Origin of the sequence: Microlunatus flavus, assembly GCF_900110855.1 — a bacterium.
Classification (GTDB): Bacteria; Actinomycetota; Actinomycetes; order Propionibacteriales; family Propionibacteriaceae; genus Microlunatus; species Microlunatus flavus.
The window spans coordinates 1-15,672 of record NZ_FOFA01000014.1; the positions used below are offsets into that span (position 1 = coordinate 1).

The following is a 15,672-nucleotide window of genomic DNA, read 5'->3' on the forward strand; positions in this document are numbered from 1 at the left end:
AACCGCGACGGCCCCGGCCCCGTCGGCCCAGCCGGAGGCTCAGCGGAGCAGCCCGGTGGTGGACTGGCTCAAGAGCCAGTACGCCCTCTACATCCTCGTCGCGCTGCTGCTGGTCGCGACGATCACCCGCGGCTCGATCTTCTGGGGCGGCACCAACCTGACCAACCTGCTCCTGCAGATGTCGATCATCGGCGTCGTGGTGCTCGGTGAGCTGATCGTCGTGCTGACCGGCGGCATCGACATCAGCGTGGGCTCGGCGCTCGGCCTGGCCGCGGTGATCGCCGCCGGTCTGTTCGGCGGGCCCTCGGTCTTCCTCGGGCTGGTCGTCGCGGTGATCATCGGCGGCATCGTCGGCGCGGTGAACGGCTGGCTCGTCGCCTTCCGCGGCCTCGAGCCGTTCATCGTCACCCTCGGCATGCTCGCCCTCGCCCGGGGCCTCGTGTACGCGTACGGCAACGGCATCCCGATCAACCCGGAGGCCGCCTCCTCGTACGCGACCTTCGGCCAGACGACGATCCTCGGCATCCCGGTGCTGGCGATCATCTGGATCCTGATGGTGCTGCTGATCGCCTTCCTGCTCTACCGCACCGTCTGGGGCCGCCGGGTCTACGCGATCGGCAGCAACATCGAGGCGGCCCGCAGCTCGGGCATCCCGGTCAAGACCACGCTGTGGTCGGTCTACATCCTCGCGGGCCTGCTGGTCGGGCTCGGCGGCTGGATGTTCCTCGGCCGCTTCGCCAGCGGCACCTCGACCGCCGGCAACCTGCTCGAGCTCGAGGCCATCGCGGCCGTCGTCATCGGCGGGGCCCGGCTGTCGGGCGGGTTCGGCAAGGTGTTCGGCGCCGTCGTCGGCACGATCATCTTCGCCGTGATCGCCAACCTGCTCTCGCTGCTGAACGTCTCCACGTTCCTCCAGGACGCCTTCCGCGGCGCCCTGATCCTCGTGGCCGTCACGCTGGCGACCGTCCAGTTCAGCCGGCGCCGCCGGACCAGCACGCAGCCGGCGGACAAGTGAGCCGGCGCGTCGGGAAGGGGAGCGGCCGATGAGGGCACGGACGGACAAGGCCCCGCGCACGCGGCTCGTGCGGGTCGCGGCCGCCACGGCGGGGACGGCGCTGCTGCTGGCGGTCAGCGCCTGCGGGCAGATCTACCCGTCGTCGCAGCCGGCGCAGGGACCGGCCGGGGGCGTGCAGACCGACGTCAAGCAGGTGACGGTCGGCTTCGCGCAGCAGCAGCTGCAGGCGCCGTACTTCGCGGCCATGCAGGTGCGGGCCGAGGAGATCGCCAAGGAGAAGGGCTTCAAGCTGCTCTTCCAGTCGGCGAACAAGGATCCGGCGATCCAGTACAACCAGATGCAGGCCATGATGGCGCAGGGCGCGAACGTGATGATCGTCAACGCCACCAGCGTCAAGGGCCAGTACCAGATGATGACCCAGATCGCCTCCAAGATCCCGGTGATCTACATCGACACCGGCGTCCCCGACACGGGCATGACCAGCGTGTCGTCCGACAACCTCACCATCGGGCGGGAGTCGGGCAAGATCACGGCCAAGCGCTTCCTGGACGCGGGCAAGTCGAGCATCAAGATGGTCATCCTGACCGGGCCGGCCACCGACGAGTTCGTCGGGCCGAACCGTCGCCAGGGCTTCCTCGACGGGCTCAAGGAGGGCGGCCTGCAGTTCACGATCGCCAGCGAGCAGTCGGGTGACTACCAGCAGGACAAGGGCCAGGTCGCGGCGGAGAACATGCTGGCGGCCAACCCGGACACCGACCTGGTGCTCGGCCTGAACGACTCGATGGCGCTCGGTGCGTACAACGTCATCCAGAAGCCGCAGTACAAGAACGTCTACGTCGCGGCGTCGGCCGACGGGCAGAAGGAGGCCCTCGCGCTGATCAAGCAGGGCGGCTGCGACGGGCGCTACATCTCCACCGGGCTCAACTCGCCGTCGCTGGCGGCGGAGCAGGCCCTGGGGTACGCCGTCGACGTCGCCACCGGGGTGAAGAAGCCGTCGGACTACCCGCCGGAGTCGTTCACCAAGGCCGTCGGGATCGGCTGCGACAACATCGACGAGTACTACGACCCGAACAGCGTCTTCTGACGCTGCCCGCCCCCCAAGAGACCGTGCCCTGAGCCCTCCCCTCGGGCTCAGGGCACGGCCACGGGTGCTGCCGCACGATCGACGTCGGCTCCGTCGTCCTGCCAGGTGCACGAGGCGAAGGGTCTTCCAGCGTCGGCTGAGACGACACCGTGAGGCCATTGACAGTTTCTCAGGACGGCTCTCACACTGGGGCGACTCGCGGACGGGGGGCGTCGCGCGACCGGATCCCAGGACGTTCACGTGCCCGCTCGTCGCCATCTTCGCTCGCTCGTCGCCGTCGCTGCTCTTGCCGCGATCGGGATTCTCTCCACGACCACGGTCGCCACGGCGCAGCCCGCCGGCTCCTCACCCGTCGGTCGGGCTCCAGTGCTGCCGACGGGTGCCGAGGTGGGCGGCTCTGCCGGACTCCCTCCTGCGCTGACGGTCGACGTCGTCCTCCGCTCGCACGACCCGGCCGGGATGCGGGACCTGGCGCGCGAGCTCGGCCGCCCCGGCTCGCCGAGCTTCCGGAACTTCCTCACCCCCGCGGAGGTGCACGCGCGCTTCGGGCCCCTGCCCGAGGACGTCGAGGCCGTGTCCGCCTGGCTGCGGAGCGAGCGGCTCACCCCTGGTCCGCCCACGGGAGGCGGCCTGGTCGTGTCCGCCACGGGCAGCCCCGAGCAGGTCGCCCGCGCGTTCAAGACGTCTTTCGGCACCTACCGTCTGGCGGACGGTCGCCCGGTGTTCGCCAACCGTTCGGCACCGCAGGTCCCGGCGCAGCTGCGCTCCGCGATCGACGGCGTGGTCGGGCTGAACAACCTCGTCGCCCCCGATCACCTCAACGGCCGCGCTCGCTCCACGGCTGCGCCCTCGCCCTGCTCCGCGGCCGTGAAGTCCGCGAAGAAAGCCAAGGCGTACACCTACGACAAGCTGGCGAAGGCGTACGGCCTGGACGCCCTGCTCGCCGCAGGACACCGCGGGGCCGGGCGCACGATCGGCCTCTTCGAGCTCGACAACTGGTCGACCAAGGACGTCGCCACCTTCCAGAAGTGCTACGGCACCCACGCGAAGGTCGAGCAGGTCGAGGTCGGCGCAGGTGCGCCGGACGAGAACGTCGGCGAGGCGACCCTGGACATCGAGACCGCCATAGCCCTGGCTCCCGAGGCCGACGTGCTCGTCTACAACACGCAGTACTCGGACCTCGACTCCTACCCTGCGGCCGCCGTCGACGAGTACGCCCGCATCGTCGACGACAACCGCGCCGACGTGCTCTCGATCAGCTACGGGGCCTGCGAGTCGTGGGTCGAGGAGACCGACCCCAGCTTCATCACCACCGAGAACGTGCTGTTCCAGGAGGCCGCGCTGCAGGGGATCAGCGTCCTCGCCTCCTCCGGCGACGAAGGGTCCGAGGGCTGCCACAGGTTGAGGGACGGTGACAAGTCCCTGAGCGTCGAAGACCCAGCGTCGCAGCCCTACGTCACCGGCGTCGGAGGCACCACCCTCTCCAAGGTCAAAGGACCCAAGGAGAAGGTGTGGAACGGTCGTCGGTCGGGAAGCACGGGCGGAGGGGTCTCCGAGCTCTGGCCGATGCCGGTCTGGCAGTCCGGGCGCGGGGTGATCGGCAAGGACAGCAGCGGCGCCCCGTGCGGTTCGGCCGGCTACTGCCGCCAGGTCCCGGACGTCGCGGCGAGCGCAGATCCGAACCACGGCTACGGCATCTACGTCGACGGCAGGTGGGAGGGCTTCGGCGGGACCAGCGCGGCGACCCCGTTGTGGGCGGCCCTGGTCGCCGACGTCCTGTCCAGCGTCGACGACCCGACCGCTCGCCTCGGCTTCCTCAACCCCGTCCTCTACAGCGCCGCGGCGACCTCGAAGAAGGCGCCCTTCCACGACGTCAGGTCGGGGAACAACGACTGGACCCGCTCCCACCACAAGAGCTACTCGGCCCGCAAGGGCTACGACATGGCGACAGGCCTGGGCACGCCGAACGCCGGCCGGTTGCTCAAGGCGCTCGCGCCGCTCACGGAGGGCATCCGGTTCACCGACGCCAACGGCACCGGCGCGCCCCCGTCGAGCCTGGGGTCGTTCTCCCTCCACCCCTATCCGGACGACAGCTGCGAGCCCGGGACGAGCCCGACCTCCGTGGAGGGACCGCGCACCATCACGCTGTCCAGCGCTCTGGACTGCTATCAGGTCGGTCCGGACTGGGCGACCTGGAGCCACGGCTACGACGGCGTGGTGTACGTCGTGCGCGACAACCCCGGGGCCTTCTCGACCGTCACCCTGCAGCTGCCCGCCGGCACGAAGGCCTTCTACTTCTACGCCGAGCCCGACGAGTTCGAGACCTTCAACCTGATGGCGACCGAGTCGTCGGGCGCGTCCTCGGGTCCGCTGCAGGTCTACGGCGACAGCGGTGCGCAGTTCTACGGCTTCTACGCCCAGGGGTCGTCGTCGATCTCGTCGATCACCGTCAGCTGTGACACCGACTTCGCGCTGGGCGAGTTCGGGACGAACTGAGCGCCGTCAAGGCGCCGGCACCGGGCGTGCTGCTCCGGGGCGGACCGATCAGCCCGGCAGGCAGGCCCGCGTGAACGTCGCGAGCACGGGGGCGAAGGCCGCCGGGTCCCACACGTGGTTCGCGCCGGCGACCTCGCGGACCTCGGTCTGCGGGAGCACGCTGCGCACGCGGTTCGCCGCCTGCACCATCACGTGCTGCGTGGACGACCCGTAGACGGCCAGCACCGGGACGTCCACCGCGTCACGCAGCGCGCCCGACTCCAGCTGCCCGGTCGTCCAGCGCAGCGACTGGCCGTCGGCGCGCAGGCTCACGACGCCCGCGTAGATGGCGGGCCAGGCCGGCGAGGCCTTGGCGCCGGCCAGCCACTCCGGCGGCATGTCGCGCATGTACCACTCCTGCGCGGCCTCGAGCTCGCCCGCGTCGATCCGCTGCTCGAGCCCGCCGACCCACGCGTCGACGTGCGCGGCGGGTGCGGCGAGCGGCGCCTCCCACAGCACCAGACCGGCGACGGGCAGGCCGGCCGCGAGGGCGTACAGGCTGATCGAGCAGCCCGACGAGTGCCCGCACAGCACGGCGCTGCCGCCTTCCGCCGCGATCACGGCGCGCAGGGCCTCCACCTCGCGGTCGAGGTCGAGGCTGCCCTCCGCAGGGCTCCCGCCGCGGCCGAGCCGGTCGGGGACGACGACGCTCACGCCCTGCTCCGCAGCCAGCTCGGCGGTCGCCACGACCGGGGCCTCGCCGCGCAGCGACCCGGCCCCCGCCACGAGGACGACCGACGGTCCCTCCCCGAGGCGGTCGTACGCCACCTCGTCGCCCCGGCTCGTGGTGACGTGCTGGGTCACGTGCTCGCTCATGCTCGCTCCTCCTGCGTCGCGGTCCACGTCTGTCCGACCCGCGCGCCGCCCCGGGCTCATCGGTCGTCGCGCACCATCCTCTGAGGTGCCGGGCCGCCTTCGCAGGAGGGGTGCCCGGAGGAGGAAGTAGGCACCGCAAGTTGTTTTGCCCCCGCCCCGGGGGCCGGGAGTACGTTGACCCGAACCGCCGGGTGCGACCCACTCCGGCGACGAGAGGAGCGCTGTGGACGACGGTCGGAACGGGGTGCCCGAGGGCGGCCTCGAGGACGCGGTGCAGCTGCTGACGCCGACCGGCGAGCGGGTCGACCACCCCGACTACGCCTTCGCCGGCGACGACGCCCTGGTCCGCGACTTCTACGCCGACATGGTCCGTGTGCGCCGCGTGGACGCCGAGGCCATCGCGCTGCAGCGCCAGGGCGAGCTCGGCCTGTGGCCGTCGCTGCTGGGCCAGGAGGCCGCGCAGATCGGCGCGGTGCACGCGATGCGCGGCCAGGACTACGCGTTCCCGACCTACCGCGAGCACGGCGTCACCATCGGGCGCGGGGTCGACCCGCTGCGGCTGCTGGCGATGTTCCGCGGGATCGACCCCGGCACCTGGGACATCGCCGGGCTGGGCGTTCACCTCTACTCGATCATCATCGGCACGCAGGGCCTGCAGGCGACCGGCTACGGGATGGGCCTGGAGCGCGACGGTCTCGTCGGCAGCGGCGACCCGGAGCGCGACGCCGCCGTGGTGTGCTTCTTCGGCGACGGGGCCACGAGCCAGGGCGACATCAACGAGGGCCTGGTCTTCGCGTCCTCGTTCAACGCCCCGGTCGTCTTCTTCTGCCAGAACAACCAGTGGGCCATCTCGGAGCCCATCGAGCGCCAGTCGCGGGCGCCGCTCTACCGCCGGGCCTCCGGCTTCGGCATGCCGGGCGTCCGCGTCGACGGCAACGACGCGCTGGCTGTGCACGCGGTCACGACCGCCGCGCTGGACCGGGCCCGCTCCGGCAACGGCCCGACGTTCATCGAGGCGTACACGTACCGCATGGGCGCGCACACCACCTCGGACGACCCGACGAAGTACCGCCTCGACCACGAGCTCGCGCAGTGGCGCGAGCGTGACCCGATCAGCCGGGTCCGGGCGTACCTCGAGGCCACCGGCGCCGCGGACGAGGCCTTCTTCGCCGCGGTGGACGAGGAGTCCGACGCGCTCGCCACGCGCCTGCGCCGCGACTGCCTGTCGCTGCCCGAGCCGACGCTGGCGGAGACGTTCGACTGGGTCTACGCCACGAAGTCGCCCGAGCTGGTGGAGCAGCTGGCCCGGCACGAGGAGTACGTCGCGAGCTTCGAGGAGGCCCGATGAGCACCACGAGCGTGCGACCCACGAGCAGGTCCGCGTCCCGCGGCCGCGACGAGGGCGCCCCCGGTCCCGTCCGCAGCATGACCATGGCCAAGGCGCTCAACGCCGGGCTGCGCAAGGCCATGGAGGACGACCCGACGGTCCTGCTGGCCGGTGAGGACATCGGCAAGCTCGGCGGCGTGTTCCGCGTGACCGAGGGCCTGCAGAAGGACTTCGGCGAGTCGCGCGTCATCGACACGCCGCTGGCGGAGTCGGGCATCGTCGGCACCGCGGTCGGCCTGGCCCTGCGCGGCTACCGCCCTGTGTGCGAGATCCAGTTCGACGGGTTCGTCTTCCCGGCCTTCGACCAGATCGTCACCCAGGTCGCGCGGATGCGCTGGCGCACCAAGGGCGCCGTCCCGATGCCGGTGGTCATCCGCATCCCGTTCGGGGGAGGCATCGGCGCGGTCGAGCACCACAGCGAGTCGCCCGAGGCGTACTTCGCGCACACCGTCGGCCTCAAGGTCGTCACGTGCTCCAACCCGGTCGACGCCTACTGGATGATCCAGCAGGCGATCGCGTCCGACGACCCGGTGATCTTCTTCGAGCCCAAGCGGCGCTACTACGAGAAGGCCGAGGTCGACACGACCACCGAGCCGCTCGGCCTGCACTCCTCCCGCGTCGCACGGCCGGGGCGCGACGCGACCCTGATCGCGTACGGGCCGATGGTCAAGACCTGCCTCGAGGCGGCCTCCGCGGCCGCCGACGAGGGCCGCGAGCTCGAGGTGGTCGACCTGCGCACCCTGTCGCCGCTCGACCTCGGCCCGGTCTACGAGTCGGTGCGCCGGACCGGGCACGCCGTCGTCGTGCACGAGGCGCCCGTCAGCGTCGGCCTCGGCGCCGAGGTGGCGGCCCGGATCACCGAGAACTGCTTCTACTCCCTCGAGGCCCCGGTGCTGCGGGTGGCGGGCGCGGACGTCCCCTACCCGCCCAGCAAGGCCGAGGAGGACTACCTGCCCGACCTCGACAGCGTCCTCGACGCCGTCGACCGGTCGCTGGCGTACTGAGGAGCCGGAGCACCTGATGGCGACGAACGAGTTCCGCCTGCCCGACCCCGGTGAGGGGCTGGTCGAGGCCGAGATCATCACCTGGCGGGTCGCGGTCGGCGACGAGATCAAGATCAACGACATCGTCGTGGAGATCGAGACGTCCAAGTCGCTGGTCGAGCTGCCGAGCCCGTACGCCGGCACCGTGACGGCCCTGCTGGCCGACGAGGGCCAGATGGTCGACGTCGGCGCCCCGATCATCGCCATCTCCGACGGCGTCGGCGACGACGTGCCCGCCGAGCCCGCGGACTCCGCGGAGCCGCCCGAGCACCAGCCCACGGGCAAGCACGACTTCGTGCCGCCGATGCCCGGGGAGAAGATGCCGAGCCTCGCCGACGGCGAGGGCCCGTCCCGCGTCGCGAACCTCGTCGGCTACGGCCCGCGGACCACCGAGGCGCGTCGCCGTCCCCGCCGCTCCGGGGCCCCCGCGACGCACGCTGCGGCCTCCTCGTCGAACGGCGACGACCCCGCGGCCCACGTGCCCGCCCAGGCGCCGGTGTCGTCCTACGCGCTGCCGGCCGAGCCCGAGGCGCCCGCCGCCCCGACGCCCGAGCCTGAGCCCGACCGCCATGTGACCGTCCTGGCCAAACCGCCGGTCCGCAAGCTCGCCCGCGACCGCGGCGTCGACCTCACCACCCTCACCGGCAGCGGTCCCGGCGGCGTCGTCACCCGCGAGGACGTCGACCGGGCCAGCCGGCCCGCTCCCGCGGCGACGCCCGATGCGACGGCGGCCCCGGCGGCGCGGACCGCGCCCGCCGGCGGCCCCACCCGCAAGGCGGACCCGGACCGCGAGACGCGCGTACCGATCAAGGGCGTGCGCAAGGCGACGGCCGAGGCGATGGTGCGCTCTGCCTTCACCGCCCCGCACGTCACCGAGTGGGTCACCTGCGACGTCACCGCGACGATGGAGCTCGTCGAGCGGCTACGCGACCGGCGCGAGTTCCGCGGGGTCAAGATCTCCCCCCTGCTGGTCGTCGCCAAGGCCGTGTGCGTCGCGCTCAGCCGCGTCCCGCAGCTCAACGCGTACTGGGACGAGGCCACCCAGGAGATCGCGACGCTGCACTACGTCAACCTCGGGATCGCCGCCGCCACCCCGCGCGGGCTCGTCGTGCCCAACCTCAAGGGCGCGGACGAGATGACCCTGCTGGAGATGGCGCAGGCGATCAACGCGATCGTCAGCACCGCGCGCGAGGGGCGTACGTCGCCGTCGGACATGGCGGGCGGCACGTTCTCGATCACCAACGTGGGGACGTTCGGCGTCGACGCCGGCACGCCGATCCTCAACCCGGGCGAGGCCGGCATCCTCTGCGTCGGCCAGATCGCCCGGCGGCCCTGGGTCGTCGGCAGCGGCCGCGACGAGCGCATCGAGCCGCGCTGGGTGACGACGCTGGCCGTGTCGTTCGACCACCGCCTGGTCGACGGCGAGCAGGGCTCGGTGTTCCTGTCGACCGTCGCCCAGATCCTCACCGACCCCGGCCTGGGCCTGCTCTTCTAGCCCGGCGCCGTGGCTGTTCCGACTCGCCGCCCCTCCTCGCTCGTGCCTCGGCACTTCCTCCTCGCCGCTCCTCTAACGCGTCCCGCCTCGCCTCCTCGCCGCTCCTCCTACCGCGCACCGCCTCGCCTCCTCGCCGCTCCTCCTACCGCGCCCCGCCTCGCCTCCTCCTCCCCCCTCCGTCGAGGGGTAGGTTGCGGCCCGATCTGGGCCTGGAACGGCGCGGCAACCTACCTCTCGGCGGGATGGAGGACGGGCGTCACCAGCGGCTGGCGTCGGTGAGGCAGAACGGGTGCCCGGCCGGGTCGAGGAGCACCCGCCAGGTGTCGCCGGGCTGCGGTTCGACGAGGGTGGCGCCGAGCTCGAGGGCCTTCGCCTCGCTCGCGGCGACGTCGTCGCAGCCCAGGTCGAGGTGGAACTGCTTCGTGCCGCGCGGGTTGGGCCAGGCCGGCCGCTCGTAGTCCTCGACGCGGCCGAAGCCCAGGGCCGGACCGCCGTCGGGCGGCAGGAGCATCGCGTACTCGTCCTCCGCGGCGGCGACCTGCCAGCCCAGCAGCCCCGACCAGAAGGTCGCCTCGGCGCGGGGGTCGTCGCAGTCGATGCTGGTCATCTTCACCTGAGTCGTCATGGGACCAGCGTCCCTAGGATCAGCCCGTGCCGGATAGGACAAAGCCGACGCGGACGCTGGCGGCCACGAGCAGGACGGCAAGCACGGCCGGCATCCTGCGGCCGGAGGAGTTCGCGCGGCACGTCGACCTGCACCGGCTGGCACCCGCCCCGGACCTCGCGCCCTGGGTCGAGAACCACTGGGTGCTGCGCTGGTCGCTGCCCGCGGAGGTGCGGTTCCCGAGCCAGGTGCTGCCGCACCCGACCATGAACCTGACCGTCGAGCGCGGCGTTCGGCGTCCCGAGGCCCCGCCCGCGTCGGTGCTGGTCACCGGACCGGTGACGCGACGGTTCGACGTGGAGACCCGGGGGAGCGGCTGGGTGTGGGGCGTGCGCTTCCGTCCGGGCGGCCTGCCCGCGCTGGCCGGGTTCGACGCCTCCGCGCTCGCCGAGCGCACCGTCGCAGCCGCTGACCTCCTGCCCGCTCCCGTGGTCGCCGCCCTCGACGCGGTGGACGACACGGGTGCGACTCTCGAGGCCGACCGGGGTCGGGTCGAGGCGGCGCTGCGCCCGCTGGCGGTGGCCGCCGGCCACGACCCCGACCACGAGCTCGTCCTCGCCCTGGTCGCCGACATGCTCGCCGACCGTGGCCTCCTGCGGGTGGCGCAGGTGACCGAGCGGCACGGCGTCTCCGGCCGGCGGCTCCAGCGGCTGTTCGCCCGCTACGTCGGCGTCGGTCCCAAGTGGGTGCTGGCCCGCTACCGCATGCACGACGTGGTGAGCGCCCTCGACGCGGGCTGGGAAGGTTCGCTGGCCGACCTCGCCGCGACGTACGGCTGGTACGACCAGGCGCACTTCACCCGCGACTTCCGCAACCTCGTCGGCGTCACCCCGGCGCAGTACCGCGAGCGGCGCTGACCCTCGGGGTGTCGTCCGTCAGCGGCGAGGTGTCGTCCCGGTCCTCCGCGCCCTTCCGTCCCCGGCGGTCGTCCGGCCTCCTGGTGAGGTGTCGAGGCTCCAGGACGAGGTGCGGGCGGCGGTGCGCCGCGACGGAGTGGTGTCGCGCAGGGACGACCCCGCGCTGGCGACGTCGATCGACGCGTTGGTCCGCAAGGGTGAGCTGCGGATCGTCCTGCCGGGTGTCTTCACCTCGTCGGCCACGTCGGACGGCGTCGACCTCCGAGTGCTCGCTCTCGCCAGGTGGGCACCGGAGGCGGTGCTTCTCAGGGACGCTGCCGCCCGGCTGACGTTCTGGCCGACGCGCACGGCCGACGTCGTCGAAGCCGCGCTCCGCGCCCGCGGCACCTACCCCGGCTACCGCTTCACGCGTCGGCAGCTGCCGCCCGAGGTGGTCGTGCGGCGCCGCGGCATCGCCATGACCACGCCGGCCATGACCGCCCTCGACCTGGCTGACGGCGAGACGGAGGCCATCGACCTCGCCCTACGGACCCGCAGCGCCACGCTCGACCAGATGAGGGAAGCCCTGCGCCTCACCCCGGGTCGGCGCGGCAACCGGCAGCGCCTGGTCCACCTTCTCGACTCGCGCGACGAACCGTGGTCCGCCGCCGAGCGGCTGACCCACAGGCTGCTCCGCGAGGCCGGGATCAGGGGCTGGCGGTCCAACCACCCCGTCGTGGTCGACGGCCGCCTCTTCTTCGTCGACGTCGCCTTCGTCGGTGCGCGCGTCGCCGTCGAGGTCGACGGACGGCTGCACGAGCTCGACATCGGCGTGTTCGAGAACGACCGTTGGCGGCAGAACGCCCTCGTCCTCGGCGGCTGGACCGTCCTCCGCTTCACCTGGGCGATGCTGACCCGGCATCCCGAGGTGGTGCTCAGCACGATCGAGGCTGCGTTGGCTGATCGCGCTGCTGAGAAGGGGTCGCTCGATCGGCTCTGACCTCAGCGCCCACGCTCAGCGCCGCGGACCGCCCGTATCGAGAGACCCCTTTTCAGCAACATCCTCTAGAAGGCGGCCTCGGGGAGGTCCATCACGGAGAGGTCGGTCTGCTCGGCGGCGACGCGCTCGGCGGTGAGGCGGGGGAGGACCGTGCGCGCGAACCATCGCGCCGCGGCCACCTTGCCCTCGTAGAAGGCCTGCTCCTCGGCGCTCTGCTCCTCCCCCAGGCGGGCGAGCGCCACCTCCGCGCCGCGCAGCAGCAGCCAGCCGCAGACGACGTCGCCGAGCGCCATGAGCAGGCGTGTCGTGTTGAGCCCGACGAGGTAGACCTCGCGCTCCTGCCCCGGGACCTGCGAGCCCATCGCGCTGCCGATCATCGTCTCGACGATGCCGGCCGCGTCGGTGAGCGCGGTCTGCAGGAGCTCGCGCTCCTCCTTCAGCCGGCCGTTCCCGGCCTCGGAGTCGATCCACCCCTGGACCTGGCCCGACAGGTCGCCGAGCGCCCGCCCCCGGTCGCGGACGATCTTGCGGAAGAACAGGTCCTGGCCCTGGATCGCCGTCGTGCCCTCGTAGAGGGTGTCGATCTTGGCGTCGCGCACGTACTGCTCGAGCGGGTGGTCCTCGACGTAGCCCGACCCGCCGAACGTCTGCAGCGACTCGGTGCCCAGCAGCACCCAGGAACGTTCGGAGCCGTAGCCCTTCACCACCGGCAGCAGCAGGTCGTTGAGCCGCACCGCGGCCTCGTCGACCCGGCCCTCGGCGGCGGCGAGCGCCACCCGGTCCTGCACGCTCGCCGTGAACAGCACGAGCGCCCGCATGCCCTCGACCGCGGCCTTCTGCGTCACCAGCGAACGGCGCACGTCGGGGTGGTGCACGATCGTCACCCGCGGGGCGGTCTTGTCGGCCGCCCGCGTCAGGTCGGGGCCCTGCACCCGCTCACGCGCGTACGCGAGCGCGTTCAGGTAGCCGGTCGACAGGGTGGCGATCGCCTTGGTGCCGACCATCATCCGGGCGTACTCGATGATGTGGAACATCTGCTTGATGCCGTCGTGGACGTCGCCGAGCAGCCAGCCCACGGCCGGCGTCGCGTGCGCCCCGAACGTCACCTCGCCGGTCGCCGACGCCTTGATGCCCATCTTGTGCTCGAGCGAGGTGGTGAAGGCGCCGTTGCGCTCGCCCAGCTCGCCGGTCTCCAGGTCCACGTGGAACTTGGGCACGAGGAACAGCGACAGGCCCTTGGTCCCCGCACCACCGGCACCCTCCACGCCGACCGGCCTGGCCAGGACCAGGTGCACGATGTTCTCGGTCAGGTCGTGCTCGGCGGAGGTGATGAAGCGCTTGACGCCCTCGAGGTGCCAGGTGCCGTCGGCCTGCGGGTACGCCTTCGTCCGCCCGGCGCCGACGTCGGAGCCCGCCTCGGGCTCGGTCAGCACCATCGTCGCGGCCCACTCGCGCTCGACCATGAGCTGGGCGAGCCGACGGTCGCGCTCGGTGCCCTCGCGCCACAGGACCTGGGCCATCTTGGGTCCGGCGGCGTAGAGGAAGGCGGCGGGGTTGGCGCCGAGCAGGAGCTCGTTCGCGGCCCACTGCAGCGACGGCGGGCTCGGCTGGCCGCCGAGGTCCTCGGGCAGCTCGAGCTGCCACGCGCCCGAGTCGAGCAGCGCGCGGTAGGAGCGCTTGAACGCCTCCGGGACCGTCACGCTGAACGTCTCCGGGTCGAAGACCGGCGGCTGCCGGTCGCTCGAGGCGAAGGAGTCGGACAGCTTGGTCCTCGCGAGGTGGTCGAGCTCGGCGAGGATCGCCTCCACCGACTCGCGGTCGAGGTCCTCCCACGGCCCGGTGCCCAGCACCTCCTCGCGACCCAGCACCTCGAAGAGGGTGAAGACGGTGTCGCGCAGGTTCGACCGGTAGTGGCTCACGGCGAGGCTCCTCGGGTGCCGGCACAAGTTACTGGTGAGTAACTTAGCCGATGCTACCCGCGCCTGCATGGCCCCGTCACTCCTGCCCCGCGCGTCACGAAGGACCTGCCTGCAAAGTTCCCGATGCCGGGTCTAACGTGACCTCTGGTTCTGAGTGCATATCGCCGCAAAGGAGCGCCATGACCAGGCTGGACGTCAACTTCTTCGACTACGGCATCCTCTTCATCTACTTCGCGCTGGTGGTGGCCATCGGCCTCCTGGCGCGCAGAGCCGTGGCGACCAGCGAGGACTTCCTGCTCTCAGGACGCTCGCTGCCCGCCTGGGTCACCGGCCTGGCCTTCATCTCCGCCAACCTCGGCGCCATCGAGATCCTCGGCATGGCGGCGAACGGTGCGCAGTACGGGCTCTCGACGGTGCACTTCTACTGGATCGGCGCCGTACCGGCCATGGTCTTCCTCGGCCTGGTGATGATGCCGTTCTACTACGGCTCCCGGGTCCGCAGCGTCCCCGAGTACACACGCCGGCGGTTCAACAACGCGTCGCACCTGCTCAACGGCATCTCCTTCTCGGTGTCCTCGGTCCTCTCGGCCGGCGTGAACCTGTACGCCCTCGCGCTCGTCATCCAGGCCCTCGTCGGCTGGCCCAAGTGGCTGGCCATCGTCGTCGCCGCCGGCTTCGTGCTCGCCTACATCACCCTCGGCGGCCTGTCGGGCGCCATCTACAACGAGGTGCTGCAGTTCTTCGTGATCATCGCGGGCCTCATCCCGCTGCTGATCATCGGCCTCAAGGGCGTCGGCGGCTGGAGCGGGCTGAAGGAGAAGGTCGCCGCCAACGCCGCGACGCCGACCATGCAGCAGCATGCGTTCGACACCTGGGCCGGCACCGGCATCGGGCACTGGACGAACCCGCTCGGTGACTGGCTCGGCATCGCCATGGGCCTCGGCTTCGCGCTGAGCTTCGGCTACTGGACCACGAACTTCACCGAGGTCCAGCGCGCCCTGTCGGCCAAGAACCTCTCGGCCGCCGAGCGGACTCCGCTCATCGGCGCCTTCCCGAAGATCTTCATCCCCGCGCTGACGATCCTTCCCGGCCTGATCGCCATCGCGGTGGTGCCGAAGTTCGGCCAGGCCGGTTCGGGCACCACGTACAACGACGCGATCCCGCTGCTGATGAAGACCTACCTGCCGAACGGCACGCTGGGCATCGCGCTCGCCGGTCTGCTCGCCGCCTTCATGGCCGGCATGGCGGCCAACGTCAGCTCGTTCAACACCGTCTTCACCTACGACATCTGGCAGACCTACATCAAGAAGCACATGCCGGACACCCACTACCTCAACGTGGGCCGGCTGGTGACGGTCGCTGGCATCCTGATCGGCATCGGGACGGCGTTCATCGCCTCGCAGTTCAGCAACATCATGAACTACATCCAGACGCTGTTCTCCTTCTTCAACGCCCCGCTGTTCATCGTCTTCATCGTCGGCCTGGTCTGGAAGCGCACCTCCCCGTGGGGCGGCTTCTGGGGCCAGCTGGCCGGCATCATCGGCGCCGTGGTGTGGCAGTACGGCGTCGGCCCCAACCTCGCCTACTTCCACGCCGGCCAGACGATGGACGGCGAGCTCAACGCGCAGATGGTCAACTTCTACGGCGCCATGACCGCGGTGGTCGTGGGCGCGGTCGTCACGGTCGCGGTCAGCCTGGCCACGAAGCCCAAGCCGACGGGCGAGCTCGCCGGGCTCGTGTACGGGGTGCCCGACCCGGAGGCCGGCGACCCGCACGAGGGCTACGTCCGCAAGTGGTACGAGTCGCCCAAGGTCCTCGGCTACACCGCCCTGGGCATCGTCGTCGTCCTGTCGATCATCTTCATCTGAGAGGGGAGCG

Annotated in this window: 12 protein-coding genes; 9 read left to right on the forward strand and 3 right to left on the reverse strand. The window is 71.6% G+C overall.

Annotated features, from left to right (window positions below; translation table 11 throughout):
- From BMY04_RS21335 to BMY04_RS21345, 3 genes are all read left to right on the forward strand, one after another.
- A partial coding sequence (locus BMY04_RS21335; RefSeq protein ID WP_139210079.1) for an ABC transporter permease occupies positions 1–1,015 on the forward strand: 1,015 nt, incomplete at its 5' end.
- Between the two features lie 28 nt (positions 1,016–1,043).
- Positions 1,044–2,099, forward strand: coding sequence for a sugar ABC transporter substrate-binding protein (locus BMY04_RS21340; protein WP_091186772.1), 1,056 nt, complete (start codon positions 1,044–1,046; stop codon positions 2,097–2,099).
- Between the two features lie 387 nt (positions 2,100–2,486).
- Positions 2,487–4,595 (forward strand): S53 family peptidase, encoded by a 2,109-nt coding sequence (locus BMY04_RS21345; protein WP_170854269.1) that lies wholly within the window; start codon positions 2,487–2,489, stop codon positions 4,593–4,595.
- A 48-nt stretch (positions 4,596–4,643) separates the two neighbouring features.
- Here BMY04_RS21345 and BMY04_RS21350 read toward each other — a convergent pair whose 3' ends face one another.
- A complete protein-coding gene (locus BMY04_RS21350) occupies positions 4,644–5,450 on the reverse strand; it encodes an alpha/beta fold hydrolase (RefSeq protein WP_170854270.1) in 807 nt (268 codons plus the stop codon).
- A gap of 223 nt (positions 5,451–5,673) precedes the next feature.
- Here BMY04_RS21350 and pdhA point away from each other — a divergent pair, with 223 nt between their 5' ends.
- From pdhA to BMY04_RS21365, 3 genes are all read left to right on the forward strand, one after another.
- Entirely contained in the window at positions 5,674–6,798 is a 1,125-nt protein-coding gene (gene pdhA, locus BMY04_RS21355; protein WP_091186781.1) for a pyruvate dehydrogenase (acetyl-transferring) E1 component subunit alpha, read from the forward strand.
- Between the two features lie 77 nt (positions 6,799–6,875).
- Positions 6,876–7,841, forward strand: coding sequence for an alpha-ketoacid dehydrogenase subunit beta (locus tag BMY04_RS21360; protein WP_091186862.1), 966 nt, complete (start codon positions 6,876–6,878; stop codon positions 7,839–7,841).
- Positions 7,842–7,857: 16 nt separating this feature from the next.
- A complete protein-coding gene (locus tag BMY04_RS21365; protein WP_091186784.1) occupies positions 7,858–9,375 on the forward strand; it encodes a dihydrolipoamide acetyltransferase family protein in 1,518 nt (505 codons plus the stop codon).
- Between the two features lie 256 nt (positions 9,376–9,631).
- Here BMY04_RS21365 and BMY04_RS21370 read toward each other — a convergent pair whose 3' ends face one another.
- Positions 9,632–10,000 (reverse strand): VOC family protein, encoded by a 369-nt coding sequence (locus BMY04_RS21370; RefSeq protein WP_091186785.1) that lies wholly within the window; start codon positions 9,998–10,000, stop codon positions 9,632–9,634.
- 26 nt (positions 10,001–10,026) lie between these two features.
- On the opposite strand from BMY04_RS21370, the gene BMY04_RS21375 reads away from it, so the two are divergent.
- Together BMY04_RS21375 and BMY04_RS21380 are read left to right on the forward strand one after the other, a co-directional pair.
- On the forward strand, positions 10,027–10,896 hold the full coding sequence (locus tag BMY04_RS21375; RefSeq protein ID WP_198410338.1) for a DUF6597 domain-containing transcriptional factor: 870 nt from the start codon (positions 10,027–10,029) through the stop codon (positions 10,894–10,896).
- An 88-nt stretch (positions 10,897–10,984) separates the two neighbouring features.
- Positions 10,985–11,875 (forward strand): endonuclease domain-containing protein, encoded by an 891-nt coding sequence (locus BMY04_RS21380; protein WP_091186788.1) that lies wholly within the window; start codon positions 10,985–10,987, stop codon positions 11,873–11,875.
- A gap of 65 nt (positions 11,876–11,940) precedes the next feature.
- Here the strand turns inward: BMY04_RS21380 and BMY04_RS21385 are convergent, their stop codons facing one another.
- Positions 11,941–13,794, reverse strand: a complete 1,854-nt coding sequence (locus BMY04_RS21385; protein ID WP_091186790.1) for an acyl-CoA dehydrogenase — start codon at positions 13,792–13,794, stop codon at positions 11,941–11,943.
- Between the two features lie 179 nt (positions 13,795–13,973).
- On the opposite strand from BMY04_RS21385, the gene BMY04_RS21390 reads away from it, so the two are divergent.
- Complete coding sequence (locus BMY04_RS21390; RefSeq protein WP_091186796.1) at positions 13,974–15,662, forward strand: sodium:solute symporter family protein; 1,689 nt, start codon at positions 13,974–13,976, stop codon at positions 15,660–15,662.
- Positions 15,663–15,672: the final 10 nt, after the last annotated feature.

What these genes read in the sequence shown, in the direction of transcription:
- BMY04_RS21340 (WP_091186772.1), top strand. Translation starts at nt 1,044, where the DNA reads ATGAGGGCACGGACGGACAAGGCCCCGCGCACGCGGCTCGTGCGGGTC.
- BMY04_RS21360 (WP_091186862.1), top strand. Translation starts at nt 6,876, where the DNA reads ATGACCATGGCCAAGGCGCTCAACGCCGGGCTGCGCAAGGCCATGGAG.
- BMY04_RS21390 (WP_091186796.1), top strand. Translation starts at nt 13,974, where the DNA reads ATGACCAGGCTGGACGTCAACTTCTTCGACTACGGCATCCTCTTCATC.
- BMY04_RS21365 (WP_091186784.1), top strand. Translation starts at nt 7,858, where the DNA reads ATGGCGACGAACGAGTTCCGCCTGCCCGACCCCGGTGAGGGGCTGGTC.
- BMY04_RS21350 (WP_170854270.1), bottom strand. Translation starts at nt 5,450, where the DNA reads ATGAGCGAGCACGTGACCCAGCACGTCACCACGAGCCGGGGCGACGAG.
- BMY04_RS21370 (WP_091186785.1), bottom strand. Translation starts at nt 10,000, where the DNA reads ATGACGACTCAGGTGAAGATGACCAGCATCGACTGCGACGACCCCCGC.